Origin of the sequence: Streptomyces sp. NPDC057486, from assembly GCF_042802415.1 — a bacterium.
In the GTDB taxonomy this organism is placed as follows: domain Bacteria; phylum Actinomycetota; class Actinomycetes; order Streptomycetales; family Streptomycetaceae; genus Streptomyces; species Streptomyces yanii.
On sequence record NZ_JBHVEE010000003.1, the window covers coordinates 60,511 to 77,065 of the forward strand.

Here is a 16,555-nt window from a genome sequence, read left to right on the forward strand (position 1 = left end):
GCCCTCCACCGCCCTTCCTCCAAGGAGTACGCACGTGTCCGTCCGCCGCACCCTCGCCGCAGCGCTCGCCACCCTCACCGCCGCGGGGCTGCTCACCGCCTGCGGTACCAGCGACGCCGCCACCGACGAGATCAAGCCGAAGGGGCAGAAGGGCACCGGCATCAACATCGGGCCCGACCAGCACCGGATCAGAGGCAGGAAGGTCGACGCCGTCGCGGCGAAGGTGCCGAAGGCGGTCCGTGAACGCGGCACGCTGCGACTGGGCGCGAGCGCCGACGCGTCCCCGCCGCTCGGCTTCTACGCCACGGACGACAGGACCCGGATCGGCTCCGAGATCGACATAGCGACTCTGATCGCCGACACGCTCGGGCTGAAGCCGCAGTTCGAGCAGGTCTCCTGGGAGAACCTCTTCGTCGGCCTCGACAGCTCCAAGTTCGACGGGGTCCTGTCGAACGTCACGGTCACCGAGGAGCGCAAGGAGAAGTACGACTTCGCGACCTACCGACTCGACAACATCGCCTTCGAGGCGAAGAAGGGCTCCGGCTGGAAGGTGAAGGGCCCGAAGGACGTGGCGGGGAGGACCATCGCCGTCTCGTCCGGCACCAACCAGGAGAAGATCCTCGTCGACTGGAGCGAACAGAACGAGAAGGCCGGACGCAAGCCCGTCGACATCAAGTACTTCCAGAAGGACACCGACTACTACCTGGCGCTCCAGTCCGGCCGGATCGACGCCTACCTCGGCCCCAGTCCGTCCGCCAACTACCACGTCGCGTCAGCCGGTCAGTCCGAGATCGTCGGCACGCTGTCGGGCGGCGGCGACGGGGTCCAGGGGAAGATCGCCGCCACCACGAAGAAGGGCAGCGGCCTGGCCGAGGCGTACGCGGCCGCCATCGACCACATCATCGAGGACGGCTCGTACGCCAGGGTGCTGAAGCGCTGGGGGCTCTCCAACGAGGCCGTCGAGAAGTCGGAGATCAACCCGCCCGGCCTTCCCAAGCCCAAGAACTGAGCCCCGAGAGGTCCGCACAGCCATGCCTGCCACCACCGCACTTCATCTGGCCGCCGAGATCGGCGGTCCGCCCCACTACGACGCCCCGCACTACACCTCGCTCGCCCAGCTGGCCGAGCGCGGGACCCTCGACTTCGTCACCCTCGGCGACTCGTTCGCCCGCCCCGGACTCGACGCGCTCGCCGTGCTCTCCCGGGTCGCGCCCACCACCCGCCGGATCGGGCTGGTGCCGACCGTCACCACCACCCACACCGAGCCGTTCCACGTCTCGTCCGCCGTGGCCACCCTGGACTGGGTGAGCCGCGGCCGGGCGGGCTGGAGCGCCGAGGTGTCGACGACCGGAGCCGAGGCCCGGCTCTTCGGCCGGCGGCCCGCCGAACCCGCCGCGGACCTGTGGCGCGAGGCTGCCGACACCGCCGAGGCCGGCGCCCGGCTCTGGGACAGCTGGGAGGACGACGCGGAGATCCGTGACGTCGCCACCGGGCGGTTCATCGACCGCGCCAAGCTGCACCACGTCGACTTCGAGGGCGCCACCTTCACCGTCCGCGGACCCGCCATCGTGCCCAGGCCCCCGCAGGGCCACCCGGTCACCGTCATCGACGGGACGGGCGGACCGAGCCAGGACGCCGCCGCACGCCACGCCGATGTCGTGCTCGTACGGGCCACCACGCCCGAGCAGGCCGCCGGCATCCGGGCGGAGGTACGGCGCCGTGCCGCGACGTACGGCCGCGACCCCGATGCCCTGCGGGTGCTGGTGGCGCTCACCGTGGATCTCGGGGACGCCGAGACCGCACCCGAACCCGGTCCGGAGAGCGGACCGCGGCTCGCCGCCGGGGGCTCGTACTACCGCGGCGGCCCGGTCGACCTCGCCGAACTCATCGGCCGGTGGCACCGGAGCGGAGCCGCCGACGGCTTCCACCTCACACCCCTCACGCCCGCACGCGATCTCGAACGGATCGTCAACGGCACCGTGGCCCTGCTGCAGCACCGCAGTCTGTTCCGCACCTTCTACCCCGGGGGAACGCTCCGCGAGCACCTTGGGCTGACGCGGCCGGCCAACCGATACGCCCTCGCGGAGGGACGAGCATGACCGCACCGACACAGAAGCAGATGCATCTCGCCGCCCACTTCCCCGGCGTGAACAACACCACCGTCTGGGCCGATCCCCGCTCGAAGAGCCAGATCGACTTCTCCTCCTTCGAGCACCTCGCCCGCACGGCGGAGCGCGGCAGGTTCGACTTCTTCTTCCTCGCGGAAGGGCTGCGGCTGCGCGAGCACAACGGGCGGATCCACGACCTGGACGTGGTGGGCCGTCCCGAGTCCCTCACGGTGCTGAGCGCGCTGGCCGCCGTCACCGACCGGCTCGGGCTCGCCGCGACTGTCAACGCCACCTTCAACGAGCCCTACGAACTGGCACGCCGGCTCGCCACCCTCGACCACCTGAGCGCCGGCCGGGCCGCCTGGAACGTCGTCACCTCATCCGACGCCTTCACCGGGGAGAACTTCCGGCGCGGCGGCTACCTCGACCGGGCCGACCGCTACACCCGGGCCGCCGAGTTCGTCGCCACCGCCCGCGAACTGTGGGACACCTGGACTCCCGACAGGACACCGCGCCCCTTCCACCACCACGGACAGCACTTCACCATCGAGGGCGAGTTCACCGTCCCGCGCTCCCCGCAGGGGCACCCGGTCGTCATCCAGGCCGGGGACTCCGCGGAGGGCCGCGAGTTCGCCGCTTCCGCCGCCGACGTCATCTTCACCCGGCACGGCACGCTGGAGGCGGGCCGCGCGTTCTACGCCGACGTCAAGGCGAGGCTGGCGAAGTACGGCCGGGAACCCGACGAACTGAAGATCATGCCCGGGGTCACCGTCGTCCTCGGCGACAGCGACGCCGAGGCACAGGAGCGTGCGGCCGAGATCCGGCTCCAGCAGATCTCCCCGCAGAACGCGATCCTCGCCCTGGAGCAGATCTGGGGCCGTGACCTCTCCTCGTACGATCCCGACGGGCCGCTCCCCGAGATCGACCCGGTCCCCGGTTCGACTCCGGTGCAGGGCCGGGTCAGGATCGGTGACCGGCTCGAGGTGGCCGCCCGGTGGCGCGCGCTGTCGCAGGCCAAGGGGCTGTCCATCCGGCAGACGGTGATCGAGACCACCGGCCGGCAGTCGTTCATCGGCAGCCCGGAGACGGTCGCGGCGGAACTGATCGAGTTCGTCTCGACCGGCGCGGCGGACGGTTTCATCCTCGTACCGCATCTCACGCCGGGCGGCCTCGACGACTTCGTCGACCGGGTCGTCCCGCTCCTCCAAGAACGCGGAGCCTTCCGCTCCGAATACACCGGTCCCACTCTGCGGTCGCATCTCGGGCTGGCCGAGCCGGTGTGGAAAGGTTGATCGCATGAGCACGGACGCACAGCAGGCAGCCCAGGACTGGACCCACTGGCACGAGGAGCGCACGGCCACGGTCTCGGCGCCCTACGGACCGCTCTCCCTCACCGGTACCCACTGGCTCTCCGACTACCCGGAGGGGCGAATTCCGGCCCTTCCCGGGCAGTGGCGTGAGGACGGCGACGAACTGGTGCTCACGGCCGGTGTCGAGGACGGGCTCACCGTCGACGGGAAGCCGTTCACCGGCGAGGCGCGGCTCACCGCGGACCGCGGCCCGATCGGCGAGTCCCGCGTCGCGCACGGCGAGCGTCGGCTGGTCGTGCTGAGCCGCGAAGGGCTCTGGGCCGTACGGGACTTCGACCCGGACTCCAGGGCACGTAAGGCCTTCCGTGCCATCGACGCGACGCCGTACGACGCCCGCTGGGCGCTGTCCGGCACCTTCCGCCCGTACGCCACCGCCCGCACGGTCCGGGTCGAGAACGCCGACGGTGTCGAGCGGGGGCTCGGCCTCGGCGGGGAGATCGCGTTCGAGGTGGACGGCACGGAGCACACGCTTCAGGTCGCGGTCGAGCACGACGGCTCGCTCTGGGCGGTCTTCGCCGACGCCACCAGCGGGAACAGCAGCTACCGCTTCCGCTTCCTGCGGTCGGCCGCGCCGGCCGAGGACGGCAGCGTGACCGTCGACCTCAACCGCGCGCTGCTGCCGCCGTGCGCCTTCGCCGACCACTTCATCTGCCCCTTCCCGCCGCCCGGCAACACCCTGCCGATCGCCGTCGGAGCGGGGGAGCGGAACCGGGTCGACCACTGACGCACCACCGCACCCGATCGGTTCAGGCCCCGGCAACGCGCGCGCTGCCGGGGCCCTGGGCTCTGTCCGACCGATCTTCGTGGGCCCGCGACGCCCCGGCACTGCACCTCGCTGCGTTGTCTTCAGTCGTCCACGTACGTCCGGTACGAGGACGATCACCCGCTTGCGATCGCACGCACCGGACGACGCTCCTCACGGGGCAGACATCGCCGGTCACGGCACCAGTGGGCGAGCGGCGGGAGGGACGGCCGGCCCCGTTGCGGTGAGTTCAGGCCAAAGGGCCCTCTTGCGCGTGAAGTTGACGCCTTGAATACTCCCGAGCAGCGCTTGTCAGGAGCACGTCGCATCCGGAACGCGGAGTCGCGACCGTGCCCCCGACTGCGCCTCACGGGTCCGACCACCCCACAGGCGGACCCCCGTTTCCCCTCGGGAGGAATGACAAGTGAGGAACAAGCGCACCACCCCCCTCAGCGCCACAGCGCGACGAAGCCGGATCGTCGCGGTCGCCGCGGGCCTGGTTGCCCTCGCCGCAATCGCCGTCCCCAGCGCCCAGGCCGACTCCACCACGACATTCAGCGCCAACCAGCTCTCCGCCGCCAGTGATGCGGTGCTCGGCGCCGACATCGCCGGTACCGCCTGGAACATAGACCCGGTGACCAAGACCCTCGTCGTCACCGCCGACAGCACGGTCACCCAGGCCGAGATCAAGCAGATCAAGAAGTCCGCCGGTGCCAACGCGGGCGCCCTGCGCATCGAGCGCACATCCGGCACCTTCAGCAAGCTGCTCTCCGGCGGCGACGCCATCTACGCCCCCGGCTGGCGCTGCTCCCTCGGCTTCAACGTCCGCAGCGGCAGCACCTACTACTTCCTGACCGCCGGTCACTGCACCGATGGCAACCCGCCCTGGTACACCAACTCGTCGAACTCGACGTACATCGGCCCGACGGTCGGATCCAGCTTCCCGACCAATGACTACGGCCTGGTGCGGTACGACAACGCCTCCGTCGCCCACGCGGGTACCGTCGGCAGCCAGGACATCACCAGCGCGGCCAATGCCACGGTCGGCATGTCCGTCACCCGTCGCGGTTCCACCACCGGCATCCACAGCGGATCCGTCACCGGTCTCAACGCCACGGTCAACTACGGCGGCGGAGACATCGTCTACGGCATGATCAAGACGAATGTCTGTGCGGAGCCCGGCGACTCCGGAGGTCCCCTCTACTCCGGGACGAAGGCGATCGGACTGACCTCGGGCGGCAGCGGCAACTGCAGCTCCGGCGGTACGACGTACTTCCAGCCGGTCACCGAGGCGCTCAGCGCATACGGCGTCAGCGTCTACTGACGCGCCGGCACCCGATCGCACACATGACGGAGCCCTCGCCCGAATTCCGGGCGGGGGCTCCCGCACACCCCGCGGCTTTTGAGAGGATGTGGGGGAGGTCGGTCGCGCAGGAACAACGGGGGCGGATGCTGTGCCTCCCGGAGGGATGTCTCCGGGAACCCCCGGACACACTCCAGGGGGTTCCAGTCCGTGAAACGCATCGGAGTGACCGGCCATCGCAGCATTCCCGAGGAGGCGCACGCCCATGTGCTGGCCGGGATCCGGGCGGCGCTCTGCGGGCTCGACGGCTCCCTGGAAGCCCTCTCCAGCCTGGCCGCGGGCGCGGATCAGCTCTTCGCCGACCTGGCACTCGCCCACGGGGCCGAACTGACCGTCGTCATCCCCAGCGGGGACTACGAGACATCGTTTGCCGCCGGCGCCGAACTGGCCCGCTACCGGAGCCTCAAGGACCGGGCGGCCCGGGAGGTCCGGCTGGACTTTCCGCACTCCACCGACGAGGCGTACTACGCGGCGGGCGCCTATATCGCCGATCACTGCGACCGGCTGCTCGCGGTGTGGGACGGCCGGCCGGCCCGCGGTCTCGGCGGCACGGGCGACATCGTCACGTATGCGCGGACCCTCGGCCGCCCGGTCACGGTGATCTGGCGCGACGGGGTCGAGCGCGCCTGATCCGACGTCATCTCAGTGGCCTCGCCTCACATGCGGTGCCGTGCCAGCCAGTCGGTGTGTTCGGGGGAGACGATCCGCTCGGTCTCGAAGACCGCGACCGGCCACTGTCGTTCGGTCAGGGTGGTCTCCATGGCGGCCTGCATCGACTCCAGGTCCTCCTCGACCAGCGAGTGCGCGGATATCAGCGGGTGATGGCGGCGCATCTCGTTCCAGGCGAGGCAGGCGGCCGCTGCCGCCGAGAGCGCCCCTGTCAGGGCGAAGGACCGGGCGGCACCGAACGTCTGCAGCAGGCTGAGCGTCAGCGCCGGGATGGTCAGTGCGGCGACGGCGCTCGACCAGACGAACGCGCCGCGCCGCGAAACCTGCTGGCGCCTGCGGTACCAGCGCCGCTGTTCGATCAGCCGGTCCCGTACGTACGTCTCCTTGCGGACCGTGAACGCCCTGCTCCGTAGCTCCCGCATGGACTCCGTGATGAGCCCGCTGCCGGCATCGTTCATCTCGTCCCGGGGGTCCACCCAGCCGACCTTCCTGAGCTCCTGCAGACCCTCTTCGAGCCGGTTGGCGAACACCGCTTCCGGGTGCTGGGTACCGGTGCCGAACGGGGAGCCGTGGACGGCGTAGCGCCAGCACATCGACTTGATGAACTCGGCGGCGGAGCGGTTCAGTTGCCAATGCGACTTTGCTTTGCGCCGGGAAGCGACATACGTCGTGACCAGAACCCCGAGATAGGCCAACACACCGACCGCGTCGAGCAGTTGAAATGAGCCACCGATCCTGCCGTGCCACGGCAGGGCCGCCGGCACGGCGCCGACCACGAGCAGGATCAGCTGGCCGCGGGTCGTATTGACCGCCTCCCTCTGACGTGCGATGGCGATGGCGTCCGTGTGGTGGAAGAGCGCCGGGAGGTCCTCGCTCCTGAAGACCATGGACTGAAGCGGTCCGGGAATCGCCGTCATGTTCACCCCGTCTGCAGTTTTGGACATGCTCGTTCAGCCAGGCGGATGGCCTGTCCGGTCCGGCCGGAAGGTCTGGAAGGCCCCTGTGCGGTGCCCGGGGCGCACGCGTGCGTGGGCGGAGGCCGACCGGGTGCACGAGAGTAGAGTCGCCCGCCCGGACACTGCAATGGTGCCCCGGGCGCCGGCTGCTTCCCCGGATCCGGATCCGGTCGCTCTCGTGCGATCCGAAACGCTGTGGCATGGTTGGTCAACTTGCTTTTGTTGCAGGCGAGTTCCCCGTTGGCGTCCGGGTCTCGCCTCTCGCCGGGGGGAGCGAAGGTGCAGGATGCGAACGAGGGCGACGTTCAGTCGCCGGCCGGTGCCCAACGGAGGATCCGACGAAGTCCACTGCTGTTCACCACACCCCTCGCGCTGCTCGCACTGCTCACCGCGATCCTTCTCTGGGAAGTGATCCGCTCCAACATCACAGCCGAGGCGCAGACCGAGTGGCCGTGGCGCCTGCACCTGCTCGACATGGACGCCCTGGGCAGTCTGCTGGCCGTCGCCGGCGGCGCGGTCCTGGCCAGGGCGCAGTACGCCCGCACGGTGCGGCCGTATCTGGGCTGGCGCGGATCCTGGCAGAAGGGGCATCTGAAGGAGGACGCGTCCGCGTGGCGCGTCGGCGTGCTCAACGGCGGGCAGCACCTAGCCGTGATCGATACCTGGGACTGCCGCCTCGTCCTGGCCGGGCAGGCCGATTCCGCCGGTGCGCAGTGGGTCGATCTCGACGAGGCCGTGACCGAACTGACAGCTGCCGGGCTCGTCGTCGCGCAGGACTTCCAGGTCATCCGCTTCGGGACGGGCTTTCCCCTGGTGGGCACCGGGGGATACGAAACGGTGCTGGTGGGTGCCTTCTCGAAGCGGTTCGTCCGTGACGTCGAGGCGTTGTACCTGCGGTTCAGGGTCACCGATGTCGTGGGGGACACCCACGAGCGTGTCCTGGACTGCATGAAGGGGGCGAGGACGGATCTCAACGCCCCGCTCGACTGAGGTCCGGCAGGACCCGCCCGTCCGCTCGGTGGAGGCGGCCGACGGGAGGCGTTCGCGGACGGAACCGGCAGAGCGTGGCGCCGGGCGGGTGAACGGAGTGGAAGCGAACACGCGGCGTCGCGCATCTGTCCTGAAGTCAAATCCACGTACCTTTCGCCGAAATCGGGGTGGCGCATCACCCGTCCTTGGTGCAGGGGCACCCCACCGGCCCGCGTACAGGCCGGCGAAGGGGAGGATCCGGCCTTCCGGAACTGGCTCGTGTCATCCGCTCCGGCCTGCGCTTTCTCTCCTCACTCCGACGGTCGAAAGTCGAGTCGCGTTCCGTCTGGCGTAATGCTGTGTGACAGCTGCGTTTCGTACGACGTCGGCATTTGCCAAGCGCTGTCAGCGGAGTAAAGTCGTGCCGCCGGACACTGCATTTATGCAGTAGCCGGAAGCGTTTCAGTGTCCGGAACAATCCCATCAAGGACGGCCGTGAAGACCAACGAATCCACCTCATCCTTCGCCAATGCGAAGAGCCGTGTGCCGCTCGCCGAGATCGACATCCGTGGCGTCGAAGCCACCAGGAAGCTCGACCGGGTATTCAGCACGTCAACCGGCCGTTCCACCAAGGCGTCAACCTTCAGCTCGGCTCTCTGAGTCGCGCCGTAAGGTGGCTAGACTGACGGAATGACAGGACCCCTGGTCCCCTTCCGCGAAATTGTGCTCAAAGTGCACAGCAGGTGCGATCTTGCCTGCGATCATTGTTACGTCTATGAACATGCTGATCAGAGCTGGCGTACCCGCCCTAAGGCAATCTCTGATGAGGCTATTTCCTGGACCGCTCAACGCTTGGCCGAGCATGCTCTGACGCATGCGCTGCCCTCCGTGTCAGTGATCCTGCACGGAGGGGAGCCTCTCCTGGCGGGCCCCGCGCGTCTGCGCCGCGTCTGCGAGGAACTCACCTCGGCGCTGAAGGGCATCGCCGATCTCGATCTACGGATCCATACCAACGGTCTGCAGCTGAGCCCGCGCTATCTCGACCTCTTCGACGAGTTCGGCGTCAAGGTCGGCATCTCGCTCGACGGCGACCGGGCCGCCAACGACCGGCACCGTCGTTTCGCCGACGGACGCACCAGCCACCCCCTGGTCCTGCGAGCCGTCGAGCTCCTCCGTCAGGAGCGCTACCGGCACCTCAACCTCGGCCTGCTGTGCACCGTCGACATCCGGAACGATCCGCACGCGGTGTTCGACGCCCTGGCCGAACTCGATCCACCGCTCATCGACTTCCTGCTTCCGCACGCCACCTGGGAGCAGCCGCCGCCGCGTCCGGACGGATCGCCCACGGCCTATGCCGACTGGCTCCTCGCGATCTTCGACCGCTGGAGGGAACAGGGCCGGCCGGTGCCGGTGCGGTTCTTCTCCTCGGTCCTGTCCAGCCTGAGCGGCGGACCCAGTCTCACCGAATCCCTGGGCCTGGCCCCCACGGACCTCGTCGTCGTCGAGACCGACGGGCAGCTGGAACAGGTGGACTCGCTCAAGAGCGCCTACGAAGGCGCGGCCTCCACCGGGTTCGACGTCTTCACGCACGCCTTCGACGAGGTCGCGGCGCACCCCGGGGTGCGCGCGCGGCAGCTCGGCCTGGCCGGGGTCAGCGAGACCTGCCGTCGCTGCCCCGTTGTACGTTCGTGCGGCGGGGGGCTCTACACACACCGCTACCGCTCGGACAGCGGATTCGACAACCCCTCGGTGTACTGCGCGGATCTCGAAGCACTGGTGCGCGGCATCGAGGTGCGGACGGCGGCGGAAACCGAGTCGGCCGCGGTCGCGGAGCCGCACGAGCTGATCGCCGCGCACCAGGACCTGACGCGGACTCTGCTCGCCCGGCTCCACGCGGACCTCGACGGCGGGGGCGGAGAGCGCTGGGACGAGGCCTGGGAGCTGGTGCAGGCCTTGGACCGGACGGAGGCGGGTGCCGTTGGACTGGACGGTGTTCTGGCCCATCCCTACACCCGCACCTGGCTGCTCGACGCGCTGGACGCCGTGTACGCCGGCCGGCCCGGTGCCGACCGGTCGGCGACGCTGCGGCTGTCGTCGTCCGTGGCCGCTGCCGCCGTACGCGCCGGACTCGAACGGGATGTCCCCGTCGCCTACCGGGACGGCAGCATCTTCCTCCCCACCCTCGGCGAGGCGCGGATCGGCGGGCCGGGGGAGCACGGGACCGCTCTCGTGCGCGCCACCGACGACGGATTCCTGATCCGGCGGGACGGGCACCCCGCCGAACGGCGGATCGTGCGGACGTCGACGGAAGACCCTGGCTGGCTTCCGGTGCGCCACGTGGGTGTCGACGGGGCGCCCGGCTTCGTACTCGACGACCTCGACCCGTACCGGGACTGTTTCGACAGGCCCGTCGCTCCCCGGCTCGGGCAGTCCGAGGCCGATGCGTGGAGCGCGGGACTCGCCGGGGCCTGGGAACGGCTGATGGCGGTCGTGCCGGAGCAGGCGGCCGAAGCGGCGGGCAGCCTGATCGCGCTGACGCCGCTCACCGCCGGGCAGCCCGCCGTGGGGCGGCACGGCTACGGGGCGTTGGGGATCGGCGTGTGCACGGATACCGAGGAACTGGCGCTCGGCCTGCTCCGAGGATTCCGGCGGGCCAAGCTGAGGGCCCTCGTGGATGTCACGGATCTGTACGCATCGGACGGAGCCTGGGACCATCGGACGCCCTGGCAGGAAAAGTCCGTTCCCTTCTCCCGACTGCTGTCCATGACCTATGAACGGGTGGGACTGGGTCTCTTCGACCCCCGGTTCCTGGACGGGGTGCCGCAGGCACTCGACACACTCGAAGCCGCGGCCGAACTGACCATCGACGGAAAACAGCTGCTGGCCGCAGTCCGAAAGGAGATCAGCGGTACACACGGGACATCCGGGAAGAACAGTTGCAAGACCGTTTTTGATCAAGAACCTGATGGACCGGGCGTGAGGATGGATGACTGAAAAGCGGCGTTGAATGACCGAACGCCATGGGGGTGGAGCAAGGTCCGCTCCGGAATGATGAATTCGCTCGCATTCTTCCCACACTCCTCGGATGCGAGTGCTCACACAGGACGGGGGTCGTGTGCACGCATCAACGCAACCGCGAGCGGCGGACCATCGGCCGTACTTCTTCTTGAGCTATGCGCATACACCGGGGTACGGCGGTGGAACGGACCCGGATATGTGGGTCGAGCGGCTGTTTCAGGATCTCTGCGGCCATGTAATGGCCATGACCGACCTCCCGGCGGGCGCCTCCGCCGGGTTCATGGACCGGGAGATACGGTCCGGCGAGGGGTGGTCGGAACGGCTCGGCAGCGTGCTGGCCACCTGCCGGGTGTTCGTCCCGCTCTTCTCTCCGCGCTATTTCGCCAGCGAGATGTGCGGAAAGGAGTGGCATGCTTTCGAACAGCGCGCCATCGCTCACCGCGCCCGCAGCAATCAGCCCGCCGAAGCGATCGTGCCCGCGCTCTGGGTGCCGGTTCCACCGAACCAGCTGCCCGGGCCGGCGGAGCGACTGCAGTTCAATCACCGTGATTTCGGGGAACGTTACGTCAGTGACGGGCTCTACGGACTGATCAAACTCAGACTCTTCGCCCAGGAGTACGAACGGGCCGTCTACGAACTCGCCAAACGTATCGTCAGCGTCGCGGCCACCGCCCGGATCGAAGTGGGCCGCCCCGTCGACTACCGGCTGGCCCCCAGCGCCTTCGGCTCGCAGAGCAGCGGTGCCGGTGCGCCTCGCCCGATGAAGGTGACCATCGCGGCTCCCACCCGGCACGACCTGCCCGAGGGACGCAACGCCGACTACTACGGCGACAATCCGCACGACTGGAATCCCTACCACCCGGCCTCCGCACGGCCCCTGGCCTATGTCGCCGAGGACCTGGTGCGCTCCCTCAACTACCAGGCCACCGTCACCTCCTTCGACGAGGAGTCCGGCCACACGGAGAGCAAGGGGCCACCGAACAGGCCGGAAATCCTGGTCGTCGACCGCTGGGCGCTGATGGACGAGGACCGACGCCGCAGACTCGCGGCCTTCGACGCCGAGAACCGCCCGTGGGTGACCATGGTGGTGCCCTGGAACCGCGAGGACCCCCAGAGCAGAGCCGCCGAGGCGGAGTTGACCGAGAAGCTCGAACAGACCATGCCGTCCAAGATTCGACAGGGGCGCGCGTATTGCCGCGCCGCGGCAAGGGGAGTGCCCAGCATGGATGCCTTCGGACAGGTACTGCCCCAGGTGGTGGAGGCGGCGGCCCAGCAGTATCTGCGCCACGCGGCGGTCTACCCGCCGGCGACGGGCGGCGGTCACACTGAACGAACACGACTGATGGGGCCCATGGGCAACACGCAGTTCATACCGGACATGCACGACCCTGCGACGGATGCGGAGGACGTATGACGGCCGGGCGTGACGGACGCATCGTCACTTTCTACTCGTACAAAGGCGGTACCGGGCGCACGATGGCCCTGGCCAACACCGCCTGGATCCTGGCTGCCAACGGCAAACGGGTACTGGCCGTCGACTGGGACCTGGAGGCGCCCGGACTCCACCGGTTCTTCCATCCCTTCCTCGACCCGTCGACACTCGGCGCCACCACCGGCGTCATCGATCTGATCACCGAGTACGCCTGGGCCGCGACCAGCCCGGTCGAGCGTGCCGACGACTGGCACCGCGACTACGCCCGCATCCAGCCGCACGCCGTCTCCCTCGCCCCGGAGGCGCTCGGCTGGGAGTTCCCGCAGGGGGGCACCCTCGACTTCGTCTCCGCCGGGCGCCAGAACCGCGAATACTCCGCGACCGTCTCCACTTTCGACTGGGACAACTTCTACGACCGGCTCGGCGGCGGGCACTTCTTCGACGCCCTGCGCGACGACATGAAGGCCAACTACGACTACGTCCTCATCGACAGCCGGACCGGTCTCAGCGACATCGCCGACATCTGCACCGTCCACCTTCCGGACCTGCTCGTCGACTGCTTCACACTCAGCGACCAGTCCATCGACGGCGCGGCATCCGTCGCCCGGCAGATCTCCGAGCGCTACACCGGCCGGCCCATCTCGATCTTCCCCGTCCCGATGCGCATCGACGAGGGCGAGAAGGAGAAGGCCGACGCGGGTCGAGCCCTGGCCCGGCTGAAGTTCGACCGGCTGCCCCGGGACCTGTCCGGTGACGAACTCACGGCCTACTGGGGAGCGGTGGAGATTCCGTACCGCCCCTACTACGCGTACGAGGAGACGCTGGCCACCTTCGGCGACGAGGCAGGTCTGACCAACTCGCTGCTGTCCGCCTTCGAGCGGCTCACCGCCGTCATCACCGACCGGCAGATCACCTCGATGCCCCCCGTGGGCGAAGAGGTGCGGCTGCGGATCCGCGACGCCTTCACCCGGCGCAGGCCTGCGCTGCCCGCCGATCTCTTCCTCAACTATGTGGCGGAGAACCGGATGTGGGCCGACTGGATCGAATCGGTTCTCACCCGGGCCGGATTCCGCGTCGTCCCGCGCGATGTCTCCGCCGAGCCCGGCGTGGCCGACCCGGCGCAACTCGCGGCCGAGAGCGCCACCCGTACGGTCGTCCTGCTCTCCAGCGCCTATCTCAAGTCCCAGCGGGCCGTGAGCCTGTGGGACAGGGCGGTCGCCGAGGACCCGGGCGGAGGAAGGCGTCAGCTGCTGCCTCTCAGGGTCGGGGACGTACGCCTTTCCGCGCCCTACATCGACCGGAACCCCGTCGACCTCTTCCGGCTCGACGAGGTGCACGCCACCGCGGCGCTGATGCGTGCCCTGGACCGCCCAGTGCAGCTCGTCGACGGGGTCGCGCCCGGGCCCCGCTTCCCCGGCACCGTGCCGAAGATCTGGAACGCACCACCCCGCAACCCCGGCTTCACCGGCCGCTCCCTGGTCCTGGAACGGATGCGCGACCAACTCGGTGGTGGCATGGCCGTCGTGCTTCCCCAGCCGCAGACCCTTTACGGTCTCGGCGGCGTCGGCAAGACGCAGGTCGCTCTCGAGTATGTGCACCGCTTCATGGCCGACTACGACCTGGTGTGGTGGATATCGTCCGAGCAGACCGACGACGTGGTGGCCGGCCTCGCCGAACTTGCGGTCCGGCTCGGCGCGCAGGGCGGCGACGACATGGCCGCGGCCTCCCAGGAGGCCGTCGACCTGCTGCGCCGCGGAGTTCCGTCGGACCGCTGGCTGCTGGTCTTCGACAATGCCGACGACCCCGAACGGCTCCGGCGCTACTTCCCGCAGGGCGGTTCCGGTCACATCCTGGTCACCTCCAGGAACCAGACCTGGTCCCAGCACGGCGACGCACTGCCCGTCGACGTCTTCCTGCGGGAGGAGTCCATCGAGCACCTCCAGCGCCGCGCCCCCGGGCTCAGCGTCGAGGACGCCGCGCAGGTGGCCACCGCTGTCGGTGACCTGCCGCTCGCGGTGGAACAGGCGGCGGCCTGGATCGCGGAGACCGCCACGCCCATCGACGCCTATCTGGAGCAGCTCGCCCAGCAGGCCCCTCAGGTGCTGGCCCTCAACCAGCCCGCGGGCTACCCGGAACCCGTCGCCGCCACCTGGAACATCTCCATCCAGCGCCTCAAGGAGCGCTCGCCCGCCGCCGTGCGGCTGCTCCAGCTCTGTGCCTTCTTCGCCCCCGAGCCGATCAACGCCAACCTCCTTTACAGCAAGGAGATGATCGAGGCGCTGAAACCGTACGACCCCTCGCTCCAGGAGAAGCTGGTGCTCGGCCGGGTCATCCGGGAGATCGGCCGGTTCGCCCTCGCCAAGGTCGACCAGGTCTCCAACTCCATCCAGGTGCACCGCCTCGTCCAGGCCGTCATCCGGGCGCAGCTCAGCGAGGAGGAGCAGCGTGACGCCCGGCATGTCGTCCACCGCATTCTGGCGGGTGCCCGGCCCGATGACGACGAGCCGATCGACAACCCGGCGACCTGGCCGCGGTTCGCGACCATATGGCCGCACCTCGGCCCCTCCGATGCGCGCAACTGCAGGGAACCCGAGACCCGCAGGCTCCTGATCGACCGAGTGCGCTACCTGTGGAAGCGCGGTGACTTCAGGACGGCCGGCACCCTCGGCGCCGAACTGCGCGAGACATGGGAGGAGATGCTCGGCGAGCGGGATCTCCAGTACCTCTACCTCTGCTTCCACCTCTCCAACATCTACCGCTCGCGCGGTCGTTATGTGGAAGCGAAGGAACTCGACGAGATCACCCTCGCCCGGCAGCGGGAGGTACTGGGGTCGGAGCACCCGCACACGTACATGACCACCAGTAGCCTCGCGACGGACCTCGGCACCCTCGGCGACTACAGCCGGGCGATCGAGCTGGCGACCGAAGCCACCGAGGGGTTCAGTCAGATCTTCCACGACTCACACCCCAGGACGCTGGCGGCGGCCAACAACCTGGCTCTGAACCTGCGCCTCGTCGGGCAGTACGCCAGGGCCAGGGAGATCGATCAGGACGTCTACGACCGGCGTACCGAGGTGCTCGGCGCGAACCACCCGTACAGCCTGTCCTCCGCCATGAACCTGGCCCGCGATCTGCGGGACGTGGGACGGTACGAGGACTCCGTCGGTCTGCTCAGCCGCACCTACGACAGCTACAAGACACACCTCGGGCGAACCTTCCCGGGCACGCTGAGTGCGGCGAAGAGCCTCGCGGTCTCACTGCGCAGGGCGGGTCGGCTGGAGGACGCCCGCAGACTGACGGTGGCCACCCGCGCCAGGTACCGGGCCAAGTACACCTCGGCGAACCCCGAATCGCTGGCCTGTGATCTCAACATGGCGGCCGACCTGTTCGCGGCCGGTGAGGCGGTCGAGGCGCGGGACACCGCGCAGGAGGTCGTCGACCAGTACATGAAGGTCCCGGGCGAGAAACACCCGTACACCCTGGCCGCCCAGAACAACCTCGGCGTCTATGTCTCGGGGGCCGGTGCGGCGGAGGAGGCGGAGAAACTGCTGAAACGGGTGGTCGCCTCGATGCGCGAGGTGTTCGGGCGCGAGCATCCGCACACCCTGTTCTGCGTCATGAACCTGGCCAACGCAACCGCGGACCTCGGCGACCTCGACATCGTGCTGTCGACGGAGCGGCAGGTGTCCGCGCAGCTTCGGGAGACCCTCGGGGCGCATCATCCGGAGACCTTGGCCATGACGTCGAACATGGCTGTCACGCTCGATGGGATGGGGCGCAAGGACGAGGCGTTGCAGGTGCGGGCGGAAGTGGTCGAAGAGCTGTCCCGGCAGCTCGGCGACGAGCATCCGCTGACCCGGATCGCCCGGGACGAGACCCGCTTCCAGCGCGAACTGGAGCCGATCACGATCTGAGCCGACCGGGCCCG

12 protein-coding genes are annotated in these 16,555 nt (G+C 69.1%); 11 read left to right on the plus strand and 1 reads right to left on the minus strand.

All coding sequences use genetic code 11. The annotated features are described in order from the left end of the window. The first annotated feature begins 34 nt into the window (after positions 1-34). The 6 genes from ACFU6I_RS02985 (at position 35) to ACFU6I_RS03010 (ending at position 6,213) form a co-directional block, all read left to right on the plus strand. Entirely contained in the window at positions 35-1,009 is a 975-nt protein-coding gene (locus ACFU6I_RS02985; RefSeq protein ID WP_384360693.1) for an ABC transporter substrate-binding protein, read from the plus strand. 22 nt (positions 1,010-1,031) lie between these two features. Next, positions 1,032-2,099, plus strand: a complete 1,068-nt coding sequence (locus ACFU6I_RS02990; RefSeq protein ID WP_384360695.1) for an LLM class flavin-dependent oxidoreductase — start codon at positions 1,032-1,034, stop codon at positions 2,097-2,099. Beyond that, on the plus strand, positions 2,096-3,400 hold the full coding sequence (locus ACFU6I_RS02995) for an NtaA/DmoA family FMN-dependent monooxygenase (RefSeq protein ID WP_384360697.1): 1,305 nt from the start codon (positions 2,096-2,098) through the stop codon (positions 3,398-3,400). The genes ACFU6I_RS02990 and ACFU6I_RS02995 overlap by 4 nt, the downstream gene beginning before the upstream one ends. Before the next feature lie 4 nt (positions 3,401-3,404). Next, a complete protein-coding gene (locus tag ACFU6I_RS03000) occupies positions 3,405-4,202 on the plus strand; it encodes a DUF1684 domain-containing protein (protein WP_384360699.1) in 798 nt (265 codons plus the stop codon). 442 nt (positions 4,203-4,644) lie between these two features. Further along, positions 4,645-5,544 (plus strand): S1 family peptidase, encoded by a 900-nt coding sequence (locus ACFU6I_RS03005; RefSeq protein ID WP_384360701.1) that lies wholly within the window; start codon positions 4,645-4,647, stop codon positions 5,542-5,544. A 189-nt stretch (positions 5,545-5,733) separates the two neighbouring features. Then, the gene (locus ACFU6I_RS03010) at positions 5,734-6,213 is read left to right on the plus strand and encodes a hypothetical protein (protein WP_384360703.1); all 480 of its coding nucleotides are present in this window, start codon (positions 5,734-5,736) and stop codon (positions 6,211-6,213) included. 26 nt (positions 6,214-6,239) lie between these two features. Here the strand turns inward: ACFU6I_RS03010 and ACFU6I_RS03015 are convergent, their stop codons facing one another. Beyond that, positions 6,240-7,169: a DUF4231 domain-containing protein gene (locus ACFU6I_RS03015; protein WP_384360904.1), complete on the minus strand. Its 930-nt coding sequence runs from the start codon at positions 7,167-7,169 to the stop codon at positions 6,240-6,242. A 318-nt stretch (positions 7,170-7,487) separates the two neighbouring features. Here ACFU6I_RS03015 and ACFU6I_RS03020 point away from each other — a divergent pair, with 318 nt between their 5' ends. From ACFU6I_RS03020 to fxsT, 5 genes are all read left to right on the plus strand, one after another. After that, positions 7,488-8,198 carry a hypothetical protein gene (locus ACFU6I_RS03020; RefSeq protein ID WP_384360705.1) on the plus strand — a complete coding sequence of 237 codons (711 nt, stop codon included), beginning with the start codon at positions 7,488-7,490 and terminating at the stop codon, positions 8,196-8,198. Positions 8,199-8,672: 474 nt separating this feature from the next. Next, positions 8,673-8,837, plus strand: coding sequence for an FXSXX-COOH protein (locus tag ACFU6I_RS03025; protein ID WP_208857661.1), 165 nt, complete (start codon positions 8,673-8,675; stop codon positions 8,835-8,837). 30 nt (positions 8,838-8,867) lie between these two features. Continuing rightward, on the plus strand, positions 8,868-11,171 hold the full coding sequence (gene fxsBH, locus ACFU6I_RS03030) for a radical SAM/SPASM protein FxsBH, inactivated beta-hydroxylase extension form (RefSeq protein WP_384360707.1): 2,304 nt from the start codon (positions 8,868-8,870) through the stop codon (positions 11,169-11,171). A 91-nt stretch (positions 11,172-11,262) separates the two neighbouring features. Further along, positions 11,263-12,609 carry an FxsC protein gene (gene fsxC, locus ACFU6I_RS03035; protein ID WP_384360709.1) on the plus strand — a complete coding sequence of 449 codons (1,347 nt, stop codon included), beginning with the start codon at positions 11,263-11,265 and terminating at the stop codon, positions 12,607-12,609. Continuing rightward, complete coding sequence (gene fxsT, locus ACFU6I_RS03040; protein WP_384360711.1) at positions 12,606-16,541, plus strand: FxSxx-COOH system tetratricopeptide repeat protein; 3,936 nt, start codon at positions 12,606-12,608, stop codon at positions 16,539-16,541. The genes fsxC and fxsT overlap by 4 nt, the downstream gene beginning before the upstream one ends. The last annotated feature ends 14 nt before the right edge of the window (positions 16,542-16,555 follow it).

Excerpts from the sequence above, each read along its gene's own strand:
- ACFU6I_RS02990 (WP_384360695.1), top strand. The coding sequence starts at position 1,032 with ATGCCTGCCACCACCGCACTTCATCTGGCCGCCGAGATCGGCGGTCCG.
- ACFU6I_RS02995 (WP_384360697.1), top strand. The coding sequence starts at position 2,096 with ATGACCGCACCGACACAGAAGCAGATGCATCTCGCCGCCCACTTCCCC.
- ACFU6I_RS03000 (WP_384360699.1), top strand. The coding sequence starts at position 3,405 with ATGAGCACGGACGCACAGCAGGCAGCCCAGGACTGGACCCACTGGCAC.
- ACFU6I_RS03015 (WP_384360904.1), bottom strand. The coding sequence starts at position 7,169 with ATGACGGCGATTCCCGGACCGCTTCAGTCCATGGTCTTCAGGAGCGAG.
- fxsBH (WP_384360707.1), top strand. The coding sequence starts at position 8,868 with ATGACAGGACCCCTGGTCCCCTTCCGCGAAATTGTGCTCAAAGTGCAC.
- fsxC (WP_384360709.1), top strand. The coding sequence starts at position 11,263 with ATGCGAGTGCTCACACAGGACGGGGGTCGTGTGCACGCATCAACGCAA.
- fxsT (WP_384360711.1), top strand. The coding sequence starts at position 12,606 with ATGACGGCCGGGCGTGACGGACGCATCGTCACTTTCTACTCGTACAAA.